This is a genomic window from Halobacteriovorax sp., assembly GCF_041587335.1.
Lineage (GTDB): Bacteria > Bdellovibrionota > Bacteriovoracia > Bacteriovoracales > Bacteriovoracaceae > Halobacteriovorax.
In genome coordinates this window covers 12,766-34,039 of record NZ_JBFGYP010000023.1, presented here as the reverse complement: position 1 = coordinate 34,039, position 21,274 = coordinate 12,766, and the positions used below count along the sequence as shown (strand labels likewise).

Genomic DNA, 21,274 nt, shown 5'->3' with positions numbered 1-21,274 from the left:
TTGTCTAATCTTAGGATCAGTATCAATGAGTTCCTGGATTTTAGGCTCCATCTCAATGGCCTTCTCAAGGTTTATTCCAAGTTCATCAGGAATAAGCTTTGAGAGCATATTGGCTTCAGCAAAAGAGAGATCAAAAACTCTGGAAACATCTTTTACAACTGCTTTTGCTTGCAGTTTTCCAAATGTAATAATTTGACCAACTTTATCTTCACCATACTTTTCTGTTACGTACTCGATAACTCTCTGCCTACCAGCTTGGCAAAAATCGACATCAAAGTCAGGCATTGAGATACGTTCTGGATTTATAAATCTCTCAAAGAGTAAGTTATATGGAAGAGGGTCAATATTTGTAATCGTCATTGCATAAGCTGCAAGAGAACCTGCTCCCGAACCACGACCAGGACCAACAGGAATTCCATTATTTTTTGACCATTGAATGAAGTCGGCAACGATTAGGAAGTAACCAGGAAACCCCATCTCGATGATCATATCAACTTCGTACTTTAGTCTCGCCCAATACTTTGGTTCTTCTTCACTTTTCCAGTTATCTTGGGCCACAAGCTTTGTAAAATGTGGACCTCTGAATCTCTCCTCCAGCCCTTCTTTACACATTCTTCTAAAGTATTCATTGTCTGTTTCGCCAGTATCAATTGGATAATCAGGGAGATGATAAATTTGATTTCCCTTTTCATCTGTCCAATTAAGTTCAACGTTACATTTATCAGCAATTTCTAAAGTCGCATCACATGCTTCGGGAGCATAGTGAAACTGCTCTCTCATTCTCTCAGGAGATTTGTAATAGAATTCCTGAGAAGTCATCTTCATTCTATTTTCATCGGCAAAAGATTTTCCCGTCTGAATACACAGAAGAACTTCTTGAGCAGTTGCATCTTCAGGAGTCATGTAGTGAGCATCATTTGTCGCTACAATTTTTACTTTATTGTTTTTAGCATATTCCAAAACTTTTCTATTAACGTCTGCTTGTTCTGGAATTCCATTTTCTTGAATTTCTAGGTAGAAATCCTCATAGCCAAAAACTTCTTGTAGCTTTTCAATTGCTCTTACTGCCTTATCATCTTGCCCAGTAAAGAAGTTATATCCAACCTCTCCCTTTAAACATGCAGTTGTACAGATAAGTCCTTCTGAGTATTCCTTTAGAAGTTCTACATCTGCTCTAGGCTTGTAATAAAATCCTTCTAGATATGCTCTAGAGAGAAGCTTACACAGGTTTTGATAACCAGTATTATTTTTAGCGAGTAGAATTAGATGATGAATGTGGTGGTTTGATTCCTCTTCATCTTGGTTTGATACACGGGCCGATCTTCTTGCAGATTTTCGATCAAATCTCGATCCTGGAGTGAAATAAATTTCAGATCCCAAGATAGGTTTGATACCTTCGCTCTTGCAACGCTTATAAAAATCAATTGCTCCGAACATGTTCCCATGATCAGTTTGCGCAATTGCAGGAACACCCATTTCTTTAGCTGTCGGAATTAAATCCTTTAATCTTATTGCACCATCTAACAGTGAGTACTGCGTATGCAAATGAAGATGAACAAAGCTATTTGGATGTGTCTCTAGAAGCGATGAAGATTCGTTTTCACTCATATTGAATGCCTCGTGATTCATGCGTCGTGTGTGTGGTGTCGCATATAATTTCTACTTTCTAATTAAAGCAAATTCGCTACATTTTGTCAGTTCATTTCACTCTTGTTGCACCGTAATATTCGGTTTATGAGATATGGATATATCGCGCCAGGCCATTAATACTTTCAATACTTTACTTGATCAATTTAAGATTTCCTTTATTATGTATGCCTAGATGATAAAAACTTTAATTACGTCCCTATTTATTTCGCTCTCAGCGTATGGAAATTTTGTTGAATTTCCAAAGCTTTACACACGTGCGGAGATGAAACGGCTTTCAAAAGTTGAGTTTAACCAAATTATTTCTGAAGCAAGCAGTGCTCTCCCTTTAAAGAAAGATTACCCAGCTCAAAAAGCTGGAGAAGTTGCAGTTATTCACCACGAATGGAAGGATGCTGGAGCGGCGCTCCATGAAATTGCGCAAATAATTAAGGTTAATAAAGCACACTCTGCTAACGGTTTAGAATTTTTAAAAGAGTGTGCAAAGAATAGAGATGTCAGAACTGAGTTTGCAGCTATATGCCTCACGCACTACTCTGTATTTTTTAAAGTTCAAAGAAAAATAAAAATCGATAAGAAAGAGTTCCCACAGGAAGTGGTTAACCTTTCATCTTTTATAACAGACTAACCGAGTAGCCATACACACACATTACCGGTGCGAGCGTTTCACAAATGAAACCCTCTTACTAATATTTTTAACTAGTTAGTAACTTCGTCACTAGTTAATAATTACACACTTACTTGCTCCAAGTAGGTAAATGGATATAGGTTAAGTCATTATGGCCAAAAGAAAGAAGAAAATACCATTAAGTACTTCTCAATTAGAACTCTTCAATGAGAGACCTATAGAGATGGATAGAAACTTTCACCTAGGTGGAAAGAGTTTCTATTTTTTCGACTTTGACGATAATGTTGCGACCCTAGCAACAACAATTGTTATTTTTCATAAGAAAACAGGGCAAGAGCTACAACTTTCAAGTGCAGCATTTGCAACCCATCATAGGGAGATTGGAATAAGTGGTGTCTACAAAGACTTCTATATAGATTTCAATGATGAAAAAGGTAGTTTCAGAAACTTTAGAGATCAGAAGTACTCCCTTAAAAGTAAGAAACAAAAATTTATTCACGATATTGAAGAGGCTCTCTCTAAGAAAGACTTTAACTGGAAAGCACCTTCTTGGAACTGCTTTTTCCATGCAGCTCATAATCAAAGACCAATCTCAGTGATAACAGCTAGAGGTCATGAGCCCGATACAATAAAAAAAGGGATTGAACTCTTAGTACAAGATGGACATCTAACAAAGTCTCCAAATTACCTAAGTATTTACCCAGTAAGTAACCCAGGAATTCGTGACCAACTCTCAGAAGGGTTAGAGACTCCTTCAATTGCAGATTTGAAAAGAGGTGCCATTAGAGAATCGGTTGAAATGGCCATTCAAAAATATGGTTATAGTGATCACCACCGTTTTGGTATGAGTGACGACGATCCACATAATGTAGAGCTTATAACTGAAGAGATGAAATCTCTAAAGCAAGATTACCCTCAAATGAGCTTCTTTGTTATCCAAACATTTAGTGATTCATTCACTAAAACAGAGGTTCTACAGCACAGAACTCGAGATATTATTACAAAGAAAGAGTCTACTGCTGACCAAATCAGCTTATTCTTCTAAAGATTACATACACTTACCCACTGTCATTATTTTTGACGGCCCTTGAAGATATTTCAAGAGCAACCAATCACATCTAAAAATTCTATAGAATAGCCTTACTTTTAAGTTAAATAACAAAAACGAGGTTTCTATGTTTAGGTCATTATTTTTAATTCCATTACTAGTTCTATCTATGAACGCAACATCAGCGAGCGAAGTCAAATTAGATGATTGGGCCATGAACCCATTATCTGCATATGTTTCAGAAGATAAGTGGAATCAAATTAATGACGATATTCGTAATGAGAGAATCAAAAAAGAAAATCAAAATAGAATGTTTGGACAAGGTAAAGTCATAACAGTCGATACAAGAAACCAAAAAGAATGTAAGTCTCTACAAGAGACACTAATAAGAAATACTGCTGCACCTATGGATCAGCTAGAAACAATTTGTGCAATTAATGCTGACAAGCCTTTCTCATCTTTTGTTGTCGTTGGCGATCAATATAGAACACCAATTTCATTTGATAACTTATCAGATAGACAGCAAAAACTAGTAAAGCAAACAAGAAACTTTACAGCTCTTGGTGCTGCTGCAGTTGGACTACTTTGGGCAATGCCTGAGTCTGTAACAAAGTGGGATAAAGATAGTATCTCAGAAGCAGGCCTTGGAGATAAGTGGAAAGAAAACGTTAAGGCCGGACCAGTAAAAGATAAAGATGATTGGGTTATTAACTATGTTGGACACCCAGTATCAGGTGCTGCATATTACACAGTTGCTCGTCATGCAGGTTTTAATAAAATGGAGTCATTTGGTTATAGTGTTGTAATGTCTACATTCTTTTGGGAGTACGGATTTGAAGCATTTGCTGAAACTCCTTCAATTCAAGATTTATTAATTACACCAATTCTTGGATCACTTATGGGTGAAGCAATGTACTCAATGGGTGAAAAAATTAAAGATAATGATGGAAAGCTTTTTGGATCTAAAAGTGTCGGAGGATTTGCAATGGCGCTAATGAATCCTGCAGGAGCAATGCTTGATGGAATCAACAGTGTCTTTGAAACTGAAGTTATTAAAAGTTCAAAAACATACTTCTTTACGGAAGCACCAAAGCATCACTTTGACGGTAACCCACTTCATAACGATGATTCTATCATTGGGATTGGTATCGAATTAAAGTTCTAAACAATAGAAATTAACTTAAATAAAAAAAGGAAGACTTAAGTCTTCCTTTTTTTATTCCCACTCTATTGTACCAGGAGGTTTTGAAGTAATATCATAAACCACCCGAGTAACACCTTTCACTTCATTAGTAATTCTGCTTGAAACTTTTGTTAAGAACTCTCTTGGCATATCAGACCATGTTGCAGTCATTCCATCAGAACTATTTACCATTCTTAAGCAAATTACTTCCTCATACGCCCTAGCGTCACCTTTAACCCCTACTGTTTTAATAGGAAGTAAAACTGTAAGCGCTTGCCAAGTCGATTGGTAAAGTCCAGAGCGATGTAGCTCTTCAAAAAGAATTTGATCTGACTCTTGTACTTTTCTAATTGATTCAGGAAATATTTCACCTAAAATTCTGATTCCTAAACCTGGACCAGGAAAAGGATGTCTATAGACCCAATCGTGTTCAAGACTTAGCTCCTCTCCTAACTTTCTAACCTCATCTTTAAACAAGTGTCTTAACGGCTCAAGAAGCTTTAACTTCATACGCTCAGGTAATCCACCAACATTGTGATGAGACTTTATTGTTGCGGATTTTCCATCTTCAGAATGGGGAGAGAAAGATTCGATTACATCTGGATACAGCGTACCTTGCAATAGATAATCGAAGTTAATGCCTTTTTTATCTTCAAACTCGTGTACTTTCTGCTCAAAGACTTCGATAAATGTATTACCTATCATTTTTCTTTTCTCTTCAGGATCAGATAGACCTTCTAGCTTAGAAAGAAATAATTCTTTAACATCTATAATCTCAATATTTAAAGGTAGGTTCTCTTGAAGTAACTTTATATGTCCTAAGTCTTGTGGACGTAGCAAACCATGGTCAACGAAGAAGCAATAAAGATTATCACCTAGTACATGATGAGATAACATTGCTGCCACTAGAGAGTCTACTCCTCCGGAGAAAGCGCAAAGAACTTTCTTATCTCCAATAGCTCGAACCATTTCACTTGCTTCTTTAAGCATTTCACTCGCAGACCAATCAGGTTCTAATTCTGCAATATTTTTAAAAAAGTGATTAAGGATATCCTTCCCATGATCACTATGTTCTACTTCAGGATGAAATTGTAGTCCCAGGATTTTTCTCGATTTATGAGCAACTCCAGCAATCAGTCCATTACCACTTTTAATAGCAACTTCGAAATCATTTGGAACTTCTGTTATATGATCTGAGTGACTCATCCATACATTTATATTACTAGGACAGTTTTCAAAACTATGATTTTCAGAGAACGTAATTGTGGCATGACCATACTCTCCAATAGTTCCCTTCTCAACATTACCACCAAAGTACTTACCTAGAATTTGCATACCATAACAAATTCCTAATATCGGGAGTTCTTTATCATCAAAAATAAAAGAGTAATCAAAAGAGTCCTCAAATACTGATTGAGGTCCACCAGATAGAACTAAAGCATCTGGTCTCTCATTATTGCTAAAAAGTTCCTTGCATTCTTTTAAAGTGATAATCTCACTCGAGTATCCTAACTCTCTAGACTTTCTTGTGATTAGTTGAGTGTATTGTGATCCAAAATCAACAATCCATATTTTTCTTTCTATTAACTTTTCGCTTTTCATATTCTTCCTACGACTTTTGGTAGTTTGGTGCTTCTTTCGTTATCATCACATCATGTGGATGAGACTCTTTTAAAGATGCTTGTGTTATTTGAATAAACTCTGCTTTATCTTGGAGTTCTAATATATTTGAAGCGCCAACATAACCCATTCCGGCCCTAAGACCTCCGAGCATTTGATAAATATTTGAAGCAAGTGATCCTCTATATGGAACTTGTCCTTCAATTCCTTCTGGAACTAATTTTTGAATTTCATCAACTTCACCTTGTCCGTACCTATCTTTTGATCCTAAGGCCATTGCACCAAGAGATCCCATTCCACGATAGACTTTATAATGCCTTCCTTGATAGAGAATCATCTCACCTGGAGATTCATCACACCCAGCAAATAGAGAACCTAGCATCACACAACTTGCTCCAGCGGCAATAGCTTTTACAATATCTCCAGAGTACTTAATTCCACCATCTGCTATCATAGGGATCTTTAATTTTCTACATGCAACTCCGCACTCCATAATGGCACCAAGCTGTGGAACACCAATGCCTGCAACAACCCTAGTTGTACAAATAGAGCCAGGTCCAATACCAACCTTAACCCCGTCTGCTCCTGCTTTTGCAAGATCTTCACAAGCTTTTGCAGTTGCAACATTTCCAGCAATAATATCTACTTCAGCAAAAGTTTCCTTGAGCCTTTTGACCATATTCACGACACCTTTTGAGTGTCCATGAGCAGTATCTACAACAAGAGCATCTATTCCAGCTTCAACAAGCCTAATCGCTCTATCGAACTCCTTATCACCTACGCCCATTGCACCAGCAACACGTAGTCTTCCAAATCTGTCTTTATTAGAATTTGGAAAATCATTTTTTTTCATGATATCTTTAATCGTCACAAGACCAGTCAATCTTCCTTTATCATCTAAAACTGGAAGCTTTTCAATTCTATGCTTATGTAAGAGAATTTGAGCTTCATTAGGATCAATCCCCTTCTTCGCAGTAACGAGTCGATCTCTAGGAGTCATGATATCCTTAACCTTAACAGTAAGGTCTGTTTCAAATTGAGTATCTCTACTTGTTATAATTCCAACACACATATCGTGTTGATCAACAACTGGCATCCCAGTGACTTTTCTCTCTCGAGCAAGAGCGAAGACATCAGAAAGAGTCGCCTCAGGAGAAACAGTTACAGGATCTAGAACCATCCCCGCTTCAAACTTTTTTACTTTTCTAACTTCATTGGCCTGATCTTCAGGAGACATATTCTTATGTAAAACTCCAATACCACCTTGCTGAGCAAGTACAATTGCAGCCCTTCCCTCTGTTACTGTGTCCATTGCTGCGGACACAATTGGCATATTTAAATCAATATTTTTTGAAAACTTAGAATTTAAGATAGCATCTGCTGGTAAGATCTCAGAGTAGCCTGGTTTTATTAAAACATCATCGTATGTCAAAGCCAGCTTTGGTGTTGAATTGCTCATGATTTTCCTCTTTCAAATATAATTTAAGATATTGAAATTATATCTTAAATGTCTATAGAAAACGATACGAAATACTTGCTCATCAGGCAGATAAACAGTCAAAAAAAAGCGCTTATCTGAGATAAACGCTAGGCTAATAAATAAATGTTTTTTTCATTTAATAAGATTGTTTGTAATCTTGATCGTAACTCTTTAGTTCATTGATTAAAGAGTTAATCTCTTTATTATGCCTAAGTTGTTTCTTATACTCTCTAGTCAAAGATGATTCAAAGGCATCTTTTTTGATCTTAACGACTGGTTCAATAATAGATGCAGGTTTTCGAGTCGTTTTCTTAGGAACTGAAGCTATTGACCTTTCTTTCTTCTTCTTTTGACCAAATATAGAGATTTTAACACCTGTTTTCTTACTGTATGGATTTACAATTTTCTTCTTTTTCGTCTTCTTCATAGAAGATAATTTTTTATTATAATAGCTAGTGAGTTCTGAATCTAAAGACTCATCCCTCTTGTGAGCTTTTCTGTAAATAATTTCAGGACTATCTTCGGAAGATTCTTTCTCATCAAGCTCTACAATAGAAGCTACTGACCTTGCCTTTGGTTCCTGAACTTTAAACATTTTTGTGTCTTGTGCGCTCAATATACTTTGAACAGGTTTAACATCTTTCTTTTCTATATCTGACTTATCGAATAACGCTTGTAGCTTTTCAAAAGTATTACTTCCAACCGGTGTTGGATTTCGAGGAGCGCCGTTATTGTAATCCTTAGATATAAATGAAAATTTTCCTGACCCTACTTCTAAATTAAGAAAATTTTCAAATAAGTTTGCAAATTCAAATTCACCATTAAGAACAAGAATTTGAGTTTTAACAATATTGTTATCAAAATCAACTATCGCCTCTCCTTCAGTAAAGGAGATTACACTATTTGGAGTTTGAATCTTATATACTCTAGAGTTTTTAAGGCCTGACTGTACCCATAGATATCCATTTTGAAGCTCTAAAAAACCTTTTAGAATTTTTGCACTACTCCCACCAGAGAAGTGAAACACTTTATCATTGAAGTTTTTTACAGTTAACTGACTACCTATCTCAGTAAATACCTCTTGAAAATCATATATATGGTCACCAGGTTTTAAGATAGTAGTCTTTCCCTTACTAACTAAGAATGCATTGCCCTTCACTGCAGTCACCATCATTTCAGGAGACTTTGCATGGGCAATACTTAGAAATAGAAATGTAAAAAAGAATGAGATTAAACTAATTCTTTTTGTGTCTTTGAACAATTTTTTCATAGTGAGTACTCAGTATTTTCCATTCAGGAGTGTTTCTATATTTCTTTCTAAACTCTTCAGCGGCAGAGAAGAACTTATCCTCATTCCCCATTTTCAGGTTGGCAAGTGCCATCCAAAGTTTAGAACCTCTATAAAATTTTGATGTTGGATAGTTATCAATTAGCTTTTGAAAACTAGATATGGCCCAGTTATAATGTTTTCCAGACTCAAAAGATGCAACTCCCGCTTGAAAAAGAAATTGATCATTCATTTTCTTACTCTCAGGAAACTGTTTTTTAAATGTATAAAAAAACTGTGCCGATTTTTCAAAATTGTTTAATGAGAACTCTTTCTGAGCAACAGCTAGAACTTGATCAGGCTTCCATTTATAGACATCATACTGAACAAGGTCAGTAGCATCTTGTGTAGGTGCAACTGAAGCAACAGTTCTAGAACGATTAGGCATTTGACCTGAAGATTCTTTCAATTGAACAGTTAAGAATTGGTTCTTAGTTTCTAAGGCAGCAATTTCAGTTTTCAGTTTAGTTATTTGATAATTTAAATCTCTCTTCTCTTTTGATAACTGTAAGATCATATCCTCTTGTTGATTAATCTGTGCAGATCTCTCTTCAATGTGATTTACAAAACCACAAGATGTAATACTTGTTAGTAAAGTAGCAAATGCTGTTAATTTAATGGCCTTATACATAGGTCCGTCCTCTTAAAAACCTTAATCTTCTCCTATCTGATCGGAAGAAAGATAAAAATATTTAGAAGAGTCTTTGAAAAAAGATCAAATATACGAACTTTAAGCCTTAAAAGATTGATAATTCTCAAAGATTTCGAGAAGTTGATCAATGCCGGCAACTATTGGAGCTGGTCCAGGCTGTAGAAATATTTCGGGAATTAGTTCAAAAACCTTGTTATTTTTAATTGCTGAAATAGTCGAATAGCCTTCCCTATTATAGATATTATCAAAATCAACCTTCTTCCCACACCAGCAGGCGAGTATGATGTCAGGATTGTAGTCTATAATTTCTTTATGACTTAGAAATCTTCCTGTTGCTAACGAGGATTGACTCTTATCTTTGTGGACAACCTCTCCCCCACATAGTTCAACAATCTCTGAGAACCACTGTATTCCACAGATTAGAGGCTCATCCCATTCTTCAATATAGACTCTAGGCTTAACATTAAAGGAGCTCGATTTTTCTCTGGCATAGCTAATCTTTGACTCTAGCTCTTTAACGTATTCACTGGCCCTATCACTTTCTCCAATTAAATTTCCAATCATCTGAACATAATTTAATATTCCTTCAACGGACCTGTGATTTGCAATGAAAACACTAAGTCCTTCTCCTATTAAATCTCTAGCAATATCTTTTTGGATATCAGAAAAACCTAAAACAAGATCAGGTTTTAGCTCTTTAATTTTCTTTAAATTAGCATGAGTAAAAGCAGAAATAGTCTTCTTCTTTTTAGCTTCAGGCGGTCTTTCAACGTAAGCGGATACACCAACAATAAGTTCACTCTTATTAAGAGCGTAGATAACCTCTACACTCTCTTCGGTCATACATACTATTGACTCTGGATAACTTCTCACCAATAACTCCTACAAACTTTGAAATATACAAATCTTAACACCATTATTGTAAAGTTTTGGCAATTTTTCGGTTATATCTCTCAACTTCTATGGGCATATAACGATAATTTGATACTATAAAGAAGAAAAAATTTATTACAGGGATACTATCAATGAGTAAATACACTCTATTGTTTACAATAATCACTCTTTTAAACATATCATTTTCAAGTGCAGCCAGTAGTTCTTTTAAAGAAGAGACTATCCCCACTACGCCCGTAATGTTTACAGCTTCTTCACTTGAGCATCAAAATAGTAACTATATTGTTCTAAGCTATAAGAATCATCCTCACTGGCATACATATTGGAAAAACCCTGGAGATGCAGGTCTTCCCCTAAAATTTGAATTTGAATTCGATGGAAAAAAAGTTGAATTAGAATCACTGGAATGGCCTACTCCTAAAAAGTATATTGAAGAAGGAGATATGCTGGCCTTTGGATATGAAGGTGAATACTCCGTCTTTTTCAAAACACCTGAAGATATTCAAAATACAAAATACAATATTAAATCTAACTGGTTAGTCTGTAAGCATATCTGTATCCCTGGAAAAGGTGAAGTTAGCGGTGAAATGAAAGCTTCAAAGATTGCTACAATTGTTGGAAATACCCATGAGGTTTCTCCAGATAAGTTAGCCACTCGCCTTGAGAACTTACCTAAAAATGCTGAGTTTCCTAGTCAGCTAGATATAGTTCTAGCGAAAGCAATGGGACAAGAAGAGAATAAATTAGTTCTATATTATAATCTTACAGAGCTAGAAAATAAAAATATAGATCTTAAAAAAAATATTCTAACACCCTTCCCTCATGAGCCTTTCAACTTCATAAGAGAAAAGCTATTTAAAGATAAGAAAGGAAGTTATTACGCAAAATATAGTATTGAGTGGGACGGTGAATATATGGAGCCAGAGATTCCACTTCCTGCCGATGGAGTATTTAAAACGCCATACACTCTTAAGTTTTTATATGCCAATCCTCTCACAGGGAAAACAGAAGTTATCTCAAAGGCATTTCACTCATTCTCGCTAACAGCTGCTGAAAGGTTTGAAAAGTTCACAGAACTCCTATCTCCAGTTGAAACAAATTTAAGAGAGAGTTCAAAGCAATCCTTAGAAACAGCAAGCTCTAGCGATGATGAAAGTTCTATATTTACTTATCTATTTCTAGCCTTTATTGGTGGTCTAATATTAAACTTTATGCCATGTGTACTTCCGGTAATTTCAATTAAGTTATTTGGATTAATTCAACATAGATCAGAGAGTAATAGTAGAATTTTAAAGCATAATTTAAGCTATACACTAGGAATACTATTTACTTTCGCTTTACTTGCACTTGCAATTATTCTTTTTAAACAAGCTGGAGAACAAGTAGGATGGGGATTTCAACTCCAATCTCCCCTATTTGTCTTAACAATGATTTTTGTACTGTTTGTATTTGCCTTAAATATGTTTGGATTATTTGAATTTAGAACACCTGGTGGGTCTAGGCTTGGTAGCCTAGAAACAAATGAAGGATTCTTTGGAGACTTCACTTCTGGTGTTCTTGCGACGATACTATCTACTCCATGCTCTGCCCCTTTTCTAGGGACTGCACTTACGTTTGCATTTACATCTTCTAACCTAACAATATTTGCAATCTTTGCATCTGTAGGGCTTGGACTTGCTTCTCCATTTCTAATAACGGGAGTATTCCCTACTACAATCTCATTTCTACCTAAGCCGGGAATGTGGATGGAAAACTTGAAGAAGTTTTTAGGTTTAACATTACTGCTTACAACAATTTGGCTTATTGATGTTTACTCATCATTAACTGACAATGTTGCTGGAGTTATGATTAAGCTAAATACTGCACTTCTATTATGCTTCTTTGCATTTTACTTATCTAAAAAGATTACGAAATCTAAAGTATGGAAAGTCCTCTTTCATATTCTATATATTGGTATTTTTATAAATATCATTATGACTCCGGCCTCTATATCCACAGCGAATGGATCTATGTTACTTAAAGAAAAGAACGCTCATGGTTTACAGTGGGAAAAATGGTCAGAAGAAAAAATGAACACATACTCAAAAGAAGGTAAAAAAGTCTTTATCGATTTTACTGCAAAGTGGTGCTTCACATGTAAAGTAAATGAAAAACTAGTTATTGAAACTAGTTCATTTAGAGAGCTTGTTGATACAGAAAATGTGCATCTACTCCTTGCCGACTGGACTAAGAGAGATGAGGTTATTGGTAGCTGGCTTAGAAAAAATGGTTTTGTTGGAGTTCCTGCTTACTTTGTTATCAACGGACAAGGAAAGTTAATTAACCTTGGTGAAACTATAAGCATAAAAGAAATAAAAGAGAGCTTGAATTAATCAAGCTCAAATTTACTAGGCTGGTTCATTAGTTTTTTTAAGACGTCACCTGGTATGGCTTCTTCATAAAGAACTTTGTAAACACCTTCGAATATATTTGCTCGAATTCCGTACTTCTCACAAATTAGATGAACTGCCATTGCTGTTTTATAACCTTCAACAACAGTACGCTGAGAATTAATTATCTCAAGAGCACTCCTACCTTTCGCAATCTCAATACCAAAAGTCTTATTTCTTGATAACTCACCTGTAGTTGTAAGAATAAGATCTCCCATACCACTTAGGCCATAAAAGGTTTCAGGTCTGGCATTAAATACTTTACCAAAGCGGAGCATCTCTGCGATCCCTCTAGTAATCATTGCAGCTCTTGTATTATGGTTGTACCCAAGCCCTTCAATGATACCACCAGCAATGGCCAGAATGTTTTTTAAGGCCCCACCAAGTAGAACTCCTTTAACATCATAACTTGGTAGTACTTTGAAATAAGTTGTATCTAACATTGCAGATACATTCTCAAGGTTATGCTTAGATCTTCCCGCTAGAGTTACAAGTGTAACCTGCTCTTCTAGTATCTCTTTGGCAAAGCTTGGACCAGATAAAAAGCAAAAAAGTTCTTTATACTCATTCCATAAATCAAAGAACAAATCATCTGCCATTTCTAAAGTAACAGGATCAATTCCTTTTGAGAGAGATACTAGTGGAACACCATCGGCAAAATATTTTGAAAATCTATCATAATTATCTTTAAAGAAACTACTTATACCAGCAGTTGGTAGACCAGAAACTATAATCTCAACTTTTCCCTGTGTCTTTTGATCAACCTCATCCCATGTAAGAGCGGGAACGATATTGTCGGCCAACTCTATACCTGGAAGATAGACTGAATTTGTTCCTTTCAAAAGACTTTCATAAACATCTTCTGATCTAACCTTTAAGATGACTTTTTTGAAATTATTTGCAAGAACTGAAGCTATTGATGTACCAAATGCACCAGCACCTACAACGAGGGCATAATCATATTTCATTATTTCTCCTAAGATTAAACTACCTATAGTTTACTACAGAGATAGGATTCCTGGAATTGTAGAGACTTTTTTGTACATATCTAAAACGATATCTGATGAATTACATACAGCAGTAAAACTTACAGCAATGTACTTTCCATGTTTAGAGGGCTTTTCTGTGATTTGATTTCCCTCCACTAGAGTTTCCAATGTTTTTAACTCTTCCTTTGGGACAATAAATTTAAATAGATATGGAGCCGGCCAAGTGTATTGGTCATCTAAAAGCGCCTTAAATTCTTCTAACTCTGTTACCATATAAATCCTCGATACATTAATCGATTAATCGTTTACCATTAATTAAAACAACCAATAGACTGAGTCAAGCTTTTGGTAAAAACTTTAGTAAAATCAATATCTTCCGAAAAGAATATTACTGAAAGAAGGAATTAAATTGAAGCTAATAATATACATTCTAACTATTGTTCAACTAGTTTCGGCTTCTGCTGATGAGTACTGGCATCTCGATGAATTCTTGAAGGAAAACCCTCGTCAAGTCAAAATACTCAATGATTTTGAGAAGTTAATTAAGAGTGACGCCCAAGAAATTACAATAAAACAGAAAAAGAGAGTTAAAATTGCCCTCATTTATCCAAACTCACAGGTTTCAGACTACTGGCGTAGAAATATAAGCGCTCTAAAGAAGCGATTAACTGAGAGTAAAATAGATTACGAACTTAACCTAATCCCTGCTCCTACAGGAGAAGGCCTAAACAAATCATCAAAAGAAATTATTGAAGCAATTAAAGAGAAGCCAGATTATCTGATTTTTACACTAAATATTAATGAACACTCAAAACTAGTTAATCAGATATTAAATTACTCATCTATTAAAGTTATACTTTTAAATATTACAACTCCTCTAAAGTCATGGGGAAAAAACCAACCATTTTTCTATGTAGGCTTTGACCACGAAATTGGAACTCAAATATTAATAGATGACATAAAAAGAAAGCTCCCTAACGGAGGAGACTTCCTCGTTCTCTATCACTCTCAGGGCTATGTTAGCACTATGAGAGGAGACTATGCGATAAAGCAATTAGTCAAAGACAAGAAATGGAACCTTGTAAGTAGATACTATACAGACGGAAGTGGCGCGAATACAGAAGTGGCACTGAAAGACTTCTTTAAGAAAAACAAAAAAGTTGATCTAGTTATATCTTGCTCTACAGATATCAGCTTAGCAGCAAGTAAGTTTAAAAAAGAATCTTCATTTTTACTAAATGGATGGGGAGGAGGAACGGCTGAACTCGATAGTATAAAAAATGGTGTAGAGGGAATAGATTTAACAGTCATGCGTATGAACGATGACAGTGCAATAGCAACTGCTGAGGCAATAAGACTTGATCTACAGGGAGATTCTGAAGAAGTACCATTAGTTTTTTCAGGAGAAATGGTCTTAATTGATAAACAAACTACCCAGCAGAAGATAGAATCCTTAGAAGAAAAGGCCTTTAGGTACTCAAATGAAGCAAAGTAAAGACATAAAAATTTCATTACTAATTGGGATTATTATTATCTTTGTCGTTACATTAGTAACAATTCCTTTATTCTATAATCAATTTAATTCTTCAATGCTACTTCTTAAGGATAAAACAATAGATGACTTTAAGGATGATGAAAAAATATCCCAGATATATATCAACTCAGTACTACAAATCCGAAGTAGTAAACTCTCCGAGTATGTTAATAACTCCGATCTACACGAAAAGTTAGAAAAAGAAGACTATGACGGAGCCAGAGAAAATCTAGAAAATGCAGTTATTGAAAACTTAGAAACAGACTTCCTCTTTCTTACTTATGACGGCAATAAACGCGTTACAGACGTTAGTTTAAATATTTTAAATAGCAAAGAAATAGTAAAAGGATATATTGAAAGGAGTCCCTACCCTCAACGCTTGGAGCTCTATACAACTAAAAGTAATAATGTCATCATTTTTGCCAATAAAGATATTATCTCTAAGAAAACAGGAAAAGTTCTAGCAACCCTACATAGTGGTTATATTTTAAATAATAAAAATAAATTTATTTCAGAGCTTTCGCAGAAAATTAATAACCATAATGTTTATTTCTTTGTAAATAGCTCTTTAGTTTCGGGAACCCAAAAGATTAACTCCGAAGAAGAAAGAGAGATATCTGCAGCTAAATATAATCAATTAATTCAGGTACAATCAAAACTATACTTTATTGGAAAAATCTTAATCAATGAAGATTACCACCTAAAGATAGTTTTCGAAACAAGCTCTAATTACATTAAGAATCTTAAGAGCTCATATATTACAAACTTTATTTTAACTGTTTTAATTTCTCTGACACTTTGTTTAATCGCAATGATTTTTGCCAATAAGTTAATCACTCCCCCATTAGAAAACTTAATGAAGACAATTAACCTTCTAATGATCAGAAATATTCATACTCCAAAAAGTAAGAGTATAATAAGGGAATTCAATTTAATTGAAGAAAACTTCATTGATGTATTTAAAAAGTTTCAACAGAAGAAATCTCAACTTGCAAAATTTATAAATTCTTCTCCAATCTCTGTTTTGATACTAGATTATCGAGGTAATATTATTCAAACGAACCAATCCTCAATTGATTTATTTAAAATTACAAAGACTGAGGGAAATATACTTAGAGATAGCTCTCTTTCTGATAACACTCAATTCAAGAAGATTTTCTCAAATATAAAATACTCGCCTTCATCATTTGAAGAAGAGATTAATTTTAAAGCTGAGAATCTATGGAAGAATACTAATTGGACCTTTATCCAAGATAAGAAAGAAGACTATATCTTTATCATTTGCATTGATAATACAGAACGAGTTGAATCTCAGGCCCAAATTGAAGCTGAAAGATCTAAATCTATTCACAATCAAAAACTGGCAGCAATTGGAGAAGTAGCAAGTAGTATTGCCCATGAAGTTAATAACCCAATGGGAATAATATCTTTATCTCTCACAATACTGGAGCATGAGCTCAATTTTATAGAGATTGAAAATGAAGATAAAAAACTTAAAATTTCGAGGGCGATAGAAAATATAGAAAGCTCTGTGAACCGAACATCTCAAATTGTCTCTAACTTATTAGACTTCTCAAGAGAAGGTAGTAAAGATAAATTAGAGTCAAAAAATCTTAATCATGTACTCTCTAAAACACTAATCTTCATTGAAGAGAAGATGAAAAGAAATAAAGTCAAGCTAGATATCGCTAAACTTGATCCTTCGATAAATATTCAAATCAAAGAAACACAGTTCTCACAAATTCTTGTTAATTTAATTAATAACTCCGTTGATGCCCTTAAAGAAACAGATGAGAGAAAAATTTGTATATCAACAGAGATAAAAGGAAAGAACTGTATTATTCATTTTGAAGATAGTGGCCCAGGGATAAAAGAAGAGATTGCCTCAGAGATATTTTCTCCCTTCTTCACGACGAAAGAAAAAGGTAGTGGAACAGGTTTAGGACTTAGTATTTCCAAAGAGCTAATGCTAGAGATGTCAGGAAACCTAAAGCTTGTGAAGTCTTCAAGAGGAGCTCACTTTGAAGTGAGCATACCTCTTTCAAATTCTTAGTTAAACTTTATAACGTTACCATCTAGGTCAAGGACTTCAGGGTAAAGTCCGTGTGCATACCTTAGAATATCAATAACTTCTCGAGCTGATCCAATTCCAGAAACTGAAGTTACATAATCAGCCTTCTCTCTCACTTCCTCGGAAGCGACAGGAACTGTTGCAGAGAATCCACTAGCGATCATAAGTGGAACATCAAAAAATTCATCTCCAACATAGAGGATTTCATCCTGAGAGTATCCTTCAGACAAAAGTAATTTATATGATTCTCTTTTATCCTCATTACCATAGTAAACAAAATCAAGAGCTAAGTTTTCTTTAAATCGCTTAATTACACTTAAAGAGTCTCCTCCAGTTATAATTCCAACTTTAAAGCCAAAGTTTTTTAGCATCTTAAGTCCGTAGCCATCTCTAGTATCGGTGAATCGATTCCAACCCATTTCATCACCGCTATACCAAACTTTTCCATCTGTAAGAATTCCATCAACGTCAAACGCCACAACTTTAATTTTCAAAAGTTTTTCTTTAAACTTTTCAGCGACTTCTCTTAAATTAGTTTGCATCAACAACATCCTTAATTTGAATAAGTTTCGCTACAATTTCTTTCACCTTTTCAATTGGTAGAGCAGTCGCAGAGTCTGAAAGCGCCTTATCAGGATTAGGATGACACTCCATAAAAATCCCATCAGCACCTGCGGCCACAGCAGCTTTTGCAAGAGTGAATATCTGCTCTCTCTTACCACCAGTATAAGTTCCTAATCCACCAGGTCTTTGAACACAGTGAGTAGCATCATGGATAGTGCGGACTCCAAAACTTTTCATAATTTGAAAACTTGCCATATCTACAACAAGGTTATTATAGCCAAAGCTTGTTCCACGCTCGGTCAGTAAAATTTGGTCTTTAGTTAAATAGTTTAGCGCCTTATCTACAATATTTTTAGTTTCCTCTGGACTTAAGAACTGACCTTTCTTAACTTTTAGTTGTCCACCATGTTCAGAGCAAGCTTTTGCACCCGCAAGAATCATGTCAGTTTGGCGACATAAGAAAGCCGGAACCTGAAGTGTTTTAACAACACTAGCAATCTGATCAGCTTGTTCTGGGTGATGAAAATCAGTGATCGTAGGTAGTGAGTATGTCTTACCTACTTTTTCTAATATTTTAAGCCCGGCATCAATCCCTGGCCCTCTATAAGAGTCTATTGAAGACCTATTAGCTTTATCAAAACTTCCTTTGAAATGAAGTTGAATTTTATCTTCAAACTCTTTTAAGTCTTCAACTAACTTACCAGCAATATCCATTGCAAGAGTTTCACTTTCAAGTACACAAGGACCTATAAAGAAGTCCATTTTCTTATTGCTCATACTTATCTGCCTTTTCTATAAATGCTTTAAATAATGGATGTGGTGTATATGGACGAGATTTAAACTCTGGGTGATACTGACAAGCAATAAAGTGAGGGTGCTCTTTAAGCTCAACCACTTCTACTAGATCAAGTTCTTTATTTATCCCAGAGATAATCATACCAGCTTCGCTAATTTTTGAAGCGTATAAATTATTAACCTCAAGCCTATGTCTATGTCTCTCACTTATAATTTTAGAACCATAAATCTTTTTAGCGTAAGAGTCTTCTATTAACTCGCACTCATAAGCACCAAGTCTCATTGAACCGCCTTTTGTCCCCTCTTCACTTTGACCTTCCATAAAGTGAACAACATGGTCTCCACCGCTGCCAAACTCTTCACTTGTTGCAGTTTCAAGACCTACAATATTTCTGGCATATTCAATCATCGCAAGTTGCATTCCAAGACAGATTCCAAAGAAAGGAAGCTTATTTTCTCTAGCAAACTTTATTGCTTTTATCTTTCCTTCAGTTCCTCTTTGACCAAAGCCACCAGGAACAAGAATACCTTGAATTTCAGAGAGAATTTTATCATTACCTTTTTCAAGCTCTTCAGCGTCAATATAAACTGGATCAAGCTCTAGTTGACATGAATTTGCAGCATGATTTAGAGCTTCATCTAAAGACTTATATGACTCTACTAATTCAGTATACTTACCAACGATCCCTATTTTTACTTTTCTAAGTGGATTCTTAAAATTATAGACAACCTTTTCAAGATCATCGATTTTAGGTGCTGCCGCCCAAATACCTAGAAGGTTTGCAATTCTCTGATCTAATCCTTGAGCATGAAGACTCAAAGGGACTTGATAAATTGTATCAACATCAATTGATTGAAAAACATTCTCTTTTTGAACATTACAAAATAGAGAAATCTTATCAATTAACGAACTCTCTACTTCTCTATCTGATCTACAAATTATGATTTGTGGAAATAGTCCCATAGATCTTAATTCTTTTACAGAGTGTTGAGCTGGCTTTGTTTTTAACTCTCCCGCTGCACCTAGATATGGAACTAATACTAAGTGAACAAAAAGTACATTTTCAGGACCTACATCTTGCGCTAGCTGTCTTATTGACTCAACAAATGGTTGAGACTCAATATCTCCAACCGTTCCACCAATTTCACCAAGAAGAATCTCAGTATCTTCCGCTGCAAGGTGAATTCTTCTTTTAATTTCATTTGTAATGTGAGGAACAACTTGAACAGTTTTTCCTAAGTACTTGCCCTCTCTCTCATTTTCAATAACTTTCAGGTAAACCTGACCTGTCGTGAAGTTACTTGTCTTGCTAAGAGTAAGAGAAGTGAACCTTTCGTAATGACCTAGGTCTAAATCCGTCTCAGCTCCATCATCGGTTACAAAAACTTCTCCATGCTGCGTAGGACTCATTGTCCCAGGATCTACGTTAATATATGGATCCATTTTCAGCATATTAACTTTGAGACCTCTTCTTTCAAGAAGTCCGGCAATACTTGCAGCAGCAAGACCTTTACCGAGAGAACTGGCTACTCCACCAGTAATAAAAATAAATTTCTTAGGACTTGATTTCCCTTTCACGAAGAACTCCTTCAAGTTTTGCAATATCTTCTGGGACGTCTACTCCCATTAATGTCATATCTGTTGTTACTGCCCCAATGGTATAACCATTTTCAAGGGCCCTTAATTGTTCTAATTTTTCTATATTTTCGTAATAGGATCCTTCAAGCTTACAAAACTCTTTAAGAGCTTTAGGCCTAAATGAATAAATACCTATATGAAGAAACCAATCTTGTGACTTAACCTCTTCCCTATAATATGGAAGTCTAGCCCGAGAAAAGTAAAGGCATTGTCCTCTAACAGGACTATATATTGCTTTAACTTTATTTGAATCATTATGATCTTCTTCAAATCCAGAAAATGGTTTAACCACAGTTGCGAGGTCAAAGTTACTTTCAGAATGGTACTGCGCTAGTCTTGAAAGTAAGTCGCTTTCTATTAAAGGCTCATCACCTTGTACGTTAATTACGAAATCCCATTCTTTATTAGAGTAAAACCTCTCTAAAGCTAATGCAATTCTCTCAGACCCAGATGCTACATCATCATCTACACGTACAACTTCACCACCAAAGTCTTTAACATGCTCCTCAATTCGAGAGTCATCTGTAACAACACTAACAACCGAGTGAGTTAATTGGTCTTTAATGCCTAAACAGTTTTCATACACTCTTTGAATCATTGATTTTTTAGAGATTTTTGCCAGAGGTTTTCCAGGAAACCTTGACGACGCATAGCGAGCAGGAATGAGAACTAGTACTCTTAATTCATTCAAAATCATCTCCGTGACTTTAAGGGTAGAATTTAACACTTTAGATTAAACCTTCCAAGCTATGTTATTATAATTAATGAAAATGA

18 protein-coding genes are annotated in these 21,274 nt (G+C 35.2%); 6 read left to right on the top strand and 12 right to left on the bottom strand.

Annotation, left to right across the window (positions count from 1 at the left end; translation table 11 throughout):
* Positions 1–1,608 (bottom strand): DNA polymerase III subunit alpha (gene dnaE, locus ABX784_RS05630; protein ID WP_372653674.1); only part of this gene is annotated, 1,608 nt, incomplete at its 3' end.
* A 214-nt stretch (positions 1,609–1,822) separates the two neighbouring features.
* Between dnaE and ABX784_RS05625 the strand changes: the two genes are divergently transcribed.
* The 3 genes from ABX784_RS05625 to ABX784_RS05615 all read left to right on the top strand — a co-directional run bounded on the left by ABX784_RS05625 (position 1,823) and on the right by ABX784_RS05615 (position 4,488).
* Complete coding sequence (locus ABX784_RS05625) at positions 1,823–2,275, top strand: hypothetical protein (protein WP_372653671.1); 453 nt, start codon at positions 1,823–1,825, stop codon at positions 2,273–2,275.
* 151 nt (positions 2,276–2,426) lie between these two features.
* Entirely contained in the window at positions 2,427–3,320 is an 894-nt protein-coding gene (locus ABX784_RS05620) for a hypothetical protein (RefSeq protein ID WP_372653669.1), read from the top strand.
* Positions 3,321–3,450: 130 nt separating this feature from the next.
* Positions 3,451–4,488, top strand: a complete 1,038-nt coding sequence (locus ABX784_RS05615) for a DUF3943 domain-containing protein (RefSeq protein ID WP_372653667.1) — start codon at positions 3,451–3,453, stop codon at positions 4,486–4,488.
* A gap of 51 nt (positions 4,489–4,539) precedes the next feature.
* On the opposite strand, the gene guaA is transcribed toward ABX784_RS05615, so the two are convergent.
* From guaA to ABX784_RS05590, 5 genes are all read right to left on the bottom strand, one after another.
* Positions 4,540–6,108, bottom strand: coding sequence for a glutamine-hydrolyzing GMP synthase (gene guaA, locus ABX784_RS05610; protein WP_372653663.1), 1,569 nt, complete (start codon positions 6,106–6,108; stop codon positions 4,540–4,542).
* Between the two features lie 7 nt (positions 6,109–6,115).
* A complete protein-coding gene (guaB, locus tag ABX784_RS05605; protein ID WP_372653661.1) occupies positions 6,116–7,585 on the bottom strand; it encodes an IMP dehydrogenase in 1,470 nt (489 codons plus the stop codon).
* 157 nt (positions 7,586–7,742) lie between these two features.
* On the bottom strand, positions 7,743–8,876 hold the full coding sequence (locus tag ABX784_RS05600) for a hypothetical protein (RefSeq protein ID WP_372653658.1): 1,134 nt from the start codon (positions 8,874–8,876) through the stop codon (positions 7,743–7,745).
* A complete protein-coding gene (locus ABX784_RS05595; RefSeq protein ID WP_372653655.1) occupies positions 8,842–9,564 on the bottom strand; it encodes a tetratricopeptide repeat protein in 723 nt (240 codons plus the stop codon). The genes ABX784_RS05600 and ABX784_RS05595 overlap by 35 nt, the downstream gene beginning before the upstream one ends.
* 99 nt (positions 9,565–9,663) lie before the next feature.
* Positions 9,664–10,458 carry an ABC transporter substrate-binding protein gene (locus ABX784_RS05590; protein ID WP_372653653.1) on the bottom strand — a complete coding sequence of 265 codons (795 nt, stop codon included), beginning with the start codon at positions 10,456–10,458 and terminating at the stop codon, positions 9,664–9,666.
* A gap of 152 nt (positions 10,459–10,610) precedes the next feature.
* Here ABX784_RS05590 and ABX784_RS05585 point away from each other — a divergent pair, with 152 nt between their 5' ends.
* Entirely contained in the window at positions 10,611–12,851 is a 2,241-nt protein-coding gene (locus ABX784_RS05585) for a thioredoxin family protein (RefSeq protein ID WP_372653651.1), read from the top strand.
* Here ABX784_RS05585 and ABX784_RS05580 read toward each other — a convergent pair.
* A complete protein-coding gene (locus ABX784_RS05580) occupies positions 12,848–13,876 on the bottom strand; it encodes an NAD(P)H-dependent glycerol-3-phosphate dehydrogenase (RefSeq protein WP_372653647.1) in 1,029 nt (342 codons plus the stop codon). The two genes, ABX784_RS05585 and ABX784_RS05580, sit on opposite strands and share 4 nt — an antisense overlap.
* 33 nt (positions 13,877–13,909) lie before the next feature.
* Positions 13,910–14,170 carry a DUF493 family protein gene (locus ABX784_RS05575; RefSeq protein WP_372653645.1) on the bottom strand — a complete coding sequence of 87 codons (261 nt, stop codon included), beginning with the start codon at positions 14,168–14,170 and terminating at the stop codon, positions 13,910–13,912.
* 136 nt (positions 14,171–14,306) lie between these two features.
* Here ABX784_RS05575 and ABX784_RS05570 point away from each other — a divergent pair, with 136 nt between their 5' ends.
* Both ABX784_RS05570 and ABX784_RS05565 read left to right on the top strand, forming a co-directional pair.
* Positions 14,307–15,392, top strand: a complete 1,086-nt coding sequence (locus ABX784_RS05570) for a substrate-binding domain-containing protein (protein ID WP_372653643.1) — start codon at positions 14,307–14,309, stop codon at positions 15,390–15,392.
* Positions 15,379–17,484 carry an ATP-binding protein gene (locus ABX784_RS05565; protein WP_372653640.1) on the top strand — a complete coding sequence of 702 codons (2,106 nt, stop codon included), beginning with the start codon at positions 15,379–15,381 and terminating at the stop codon, positions 17,482–17,484. Before ABX784_RS05570 ends, ABX784_RS05565 begins: the two co-directional genes overlap by 14 nt.
* Here ABX784_RS05565 and ABX784_RS05560 read toward each other — a convergent pair.
* Genes ABX784_RS05560 through kdsB form a run of 4 tightly spaced genes read right to left on the bottom strand, consistent with a single transcriptional unit; the run spans position 17,481 to position 21,191 of the window.
* Positions 17,481–18,044 (bottom strand): KdsC family phosphatase, encoded by a 564-nt coding sequence (locus ABX784_RS05560; RefSeq protein WP_372653638.1) that lies wholly within the window; start codon positions 18,042–18,044, stop codon positions 17,481–17,483. The genes ABX784_RS05565 and ABX784_RS05560 overlap by 4 nt on opposite strands.
* Positions 18,034–18,843, bottom strand: a complete 810-nt coding sequence (gene kdsA / locus ABX784_RS05555) for a 3-deoxy-8-phosphooctulonate synthase (RefSeq protein ID WP_372653636.1) — start codon at positions 18,841–18,843, stop codon at positions 18,034–18,036. Before kdsA ends, ABX784_RS05560 begins: the two co-directional genes overlap by 11 nt.
* A complete protein-coding gene (locus ABX784_RS05550) occupies positions 18,833–20,440 on the bottom strand; it encodes a CTP synthase (RefSeq protein WP_372653634.1) in 1,608 nt (535 codons plus the stop codon). Before ABX784_RS05550 ends, kdsA begins: the two co-directional genes overlap by 11 nt.
* Positions 20,418–21,191 (bottom strand): 3-deoxy-manno-octulosonate cytidylyltransferase, encoded by a 774-nt coding sequence (gene kdsB, locus ABX784_RS05545; RefSeq protein ID WP_372653632.1) that lies wholly within the window; start codon positions 21,189–21,191, stop codon positions 20,418–20,420. Before kdsB ends, ABX784_RS05550 begins: the two co-directional genes overlap by 23 nt.
* Positions 21,192–21,274: the final 83 nt, after the last annotated feature.

What these genes read in the sequence shown, in the direction of transcription:
- ABX784_RS05560 (WP_372653638.1), bottom strand. Translation starts at nt 18,044, where the DNA reads ATGCAAACTAATTTAAGAGAAGTCGCTGAAAAGTTTAAAGAAAAACTT.
- ABX784_RS05565 (WP_372653640.1), top strand. Translation starts at nt 15,379, where the DNA reads ATGAAGCAAAGTAAAGACATAAAAATTTCATTACTAATTGGGATTATT.
- guaA (WP_372653663.1), bottom strand. Translation starts at nt 6,108, where the DNA reads ATGAAAAGCGAAAAGTTAATAGAAAGAAAAATATGGATTGTTGATTTT.
- ABX784_RS05580 (WP_372653647.1), bottom strand. Translation starts at nt 13,876, where the DNA reads ATGAAATATGATTATGCCCTCGTTGTAGGTGCTGGTGCATTTGGTACA.
- ABX784_RS05620 (WP_372653669.1), top strand. Translation starts at nt 2,427, where the DNA reads ATGGCCAAAAGAAAGAAGAAAATACCATTAAGTACTTCTCAATTAGAA.
- ABX784_RS05575 (WP_372653645.1), bottom strand. Translation starts at nt 14,170, where the DNA reads ATGGTAACAGAGTTAGAAGAATTTAAGGCGCTTTTAGATGACCAATAC.
- ABX784_RS05615 (WP_372653667.1), top strand. Translation starts at nt 3,451, where the DNA reads ATGTTTAGGTCATTATTTTTAATTCCATTACTAGTTCTATCTATGAAC.
- kdsA (WP_372653636.1), bottom strand. Translation starts at nt 18,843, where the DNA reads ATGAGCAATAAGAAAATGGACTTCTTTATAGGTCCTTGTGTACTTGAA.
- ABX784_RS05600 (WP_372653658.1), bottom strand. Translation starts at nt 8,876, where the DNA reads ATGAAAAAATTGTTCAAAGACACAAAAAGAATTAGTTTAATCTCATTC.
- ABX784_RS05585 (WP_372653651.1), top strand. Translation starts at nt 10,611, where the DNA reads ATGAGTAAATACACTCTATTGTTTACAATAATCACTCTTTTAAACATA.
- ABX784_RS05595 (WP_372653655.1), bottom strand. Translation starts at nt 9,564, where the DNA reads ATGTATAAGGCCATTAAATTAACAGCATTTGCTACTTTACTAACAAGT.
- guaB (WP_372653661.1), bottom strand. Translation starts at nt 7,585, where the DNA reads ATGAGCAATTCAACACCAAAGCTGGCTTTGACATACGATGATGTTTTA.
- ABX784_RS05625 (WP_372653671.1), top strand. Translation starts at nt 1,823, where the DNA reads ATGATAAAAACTTTAATTACGTCCCTATTTATTTCGCTCTCAGCGTAT.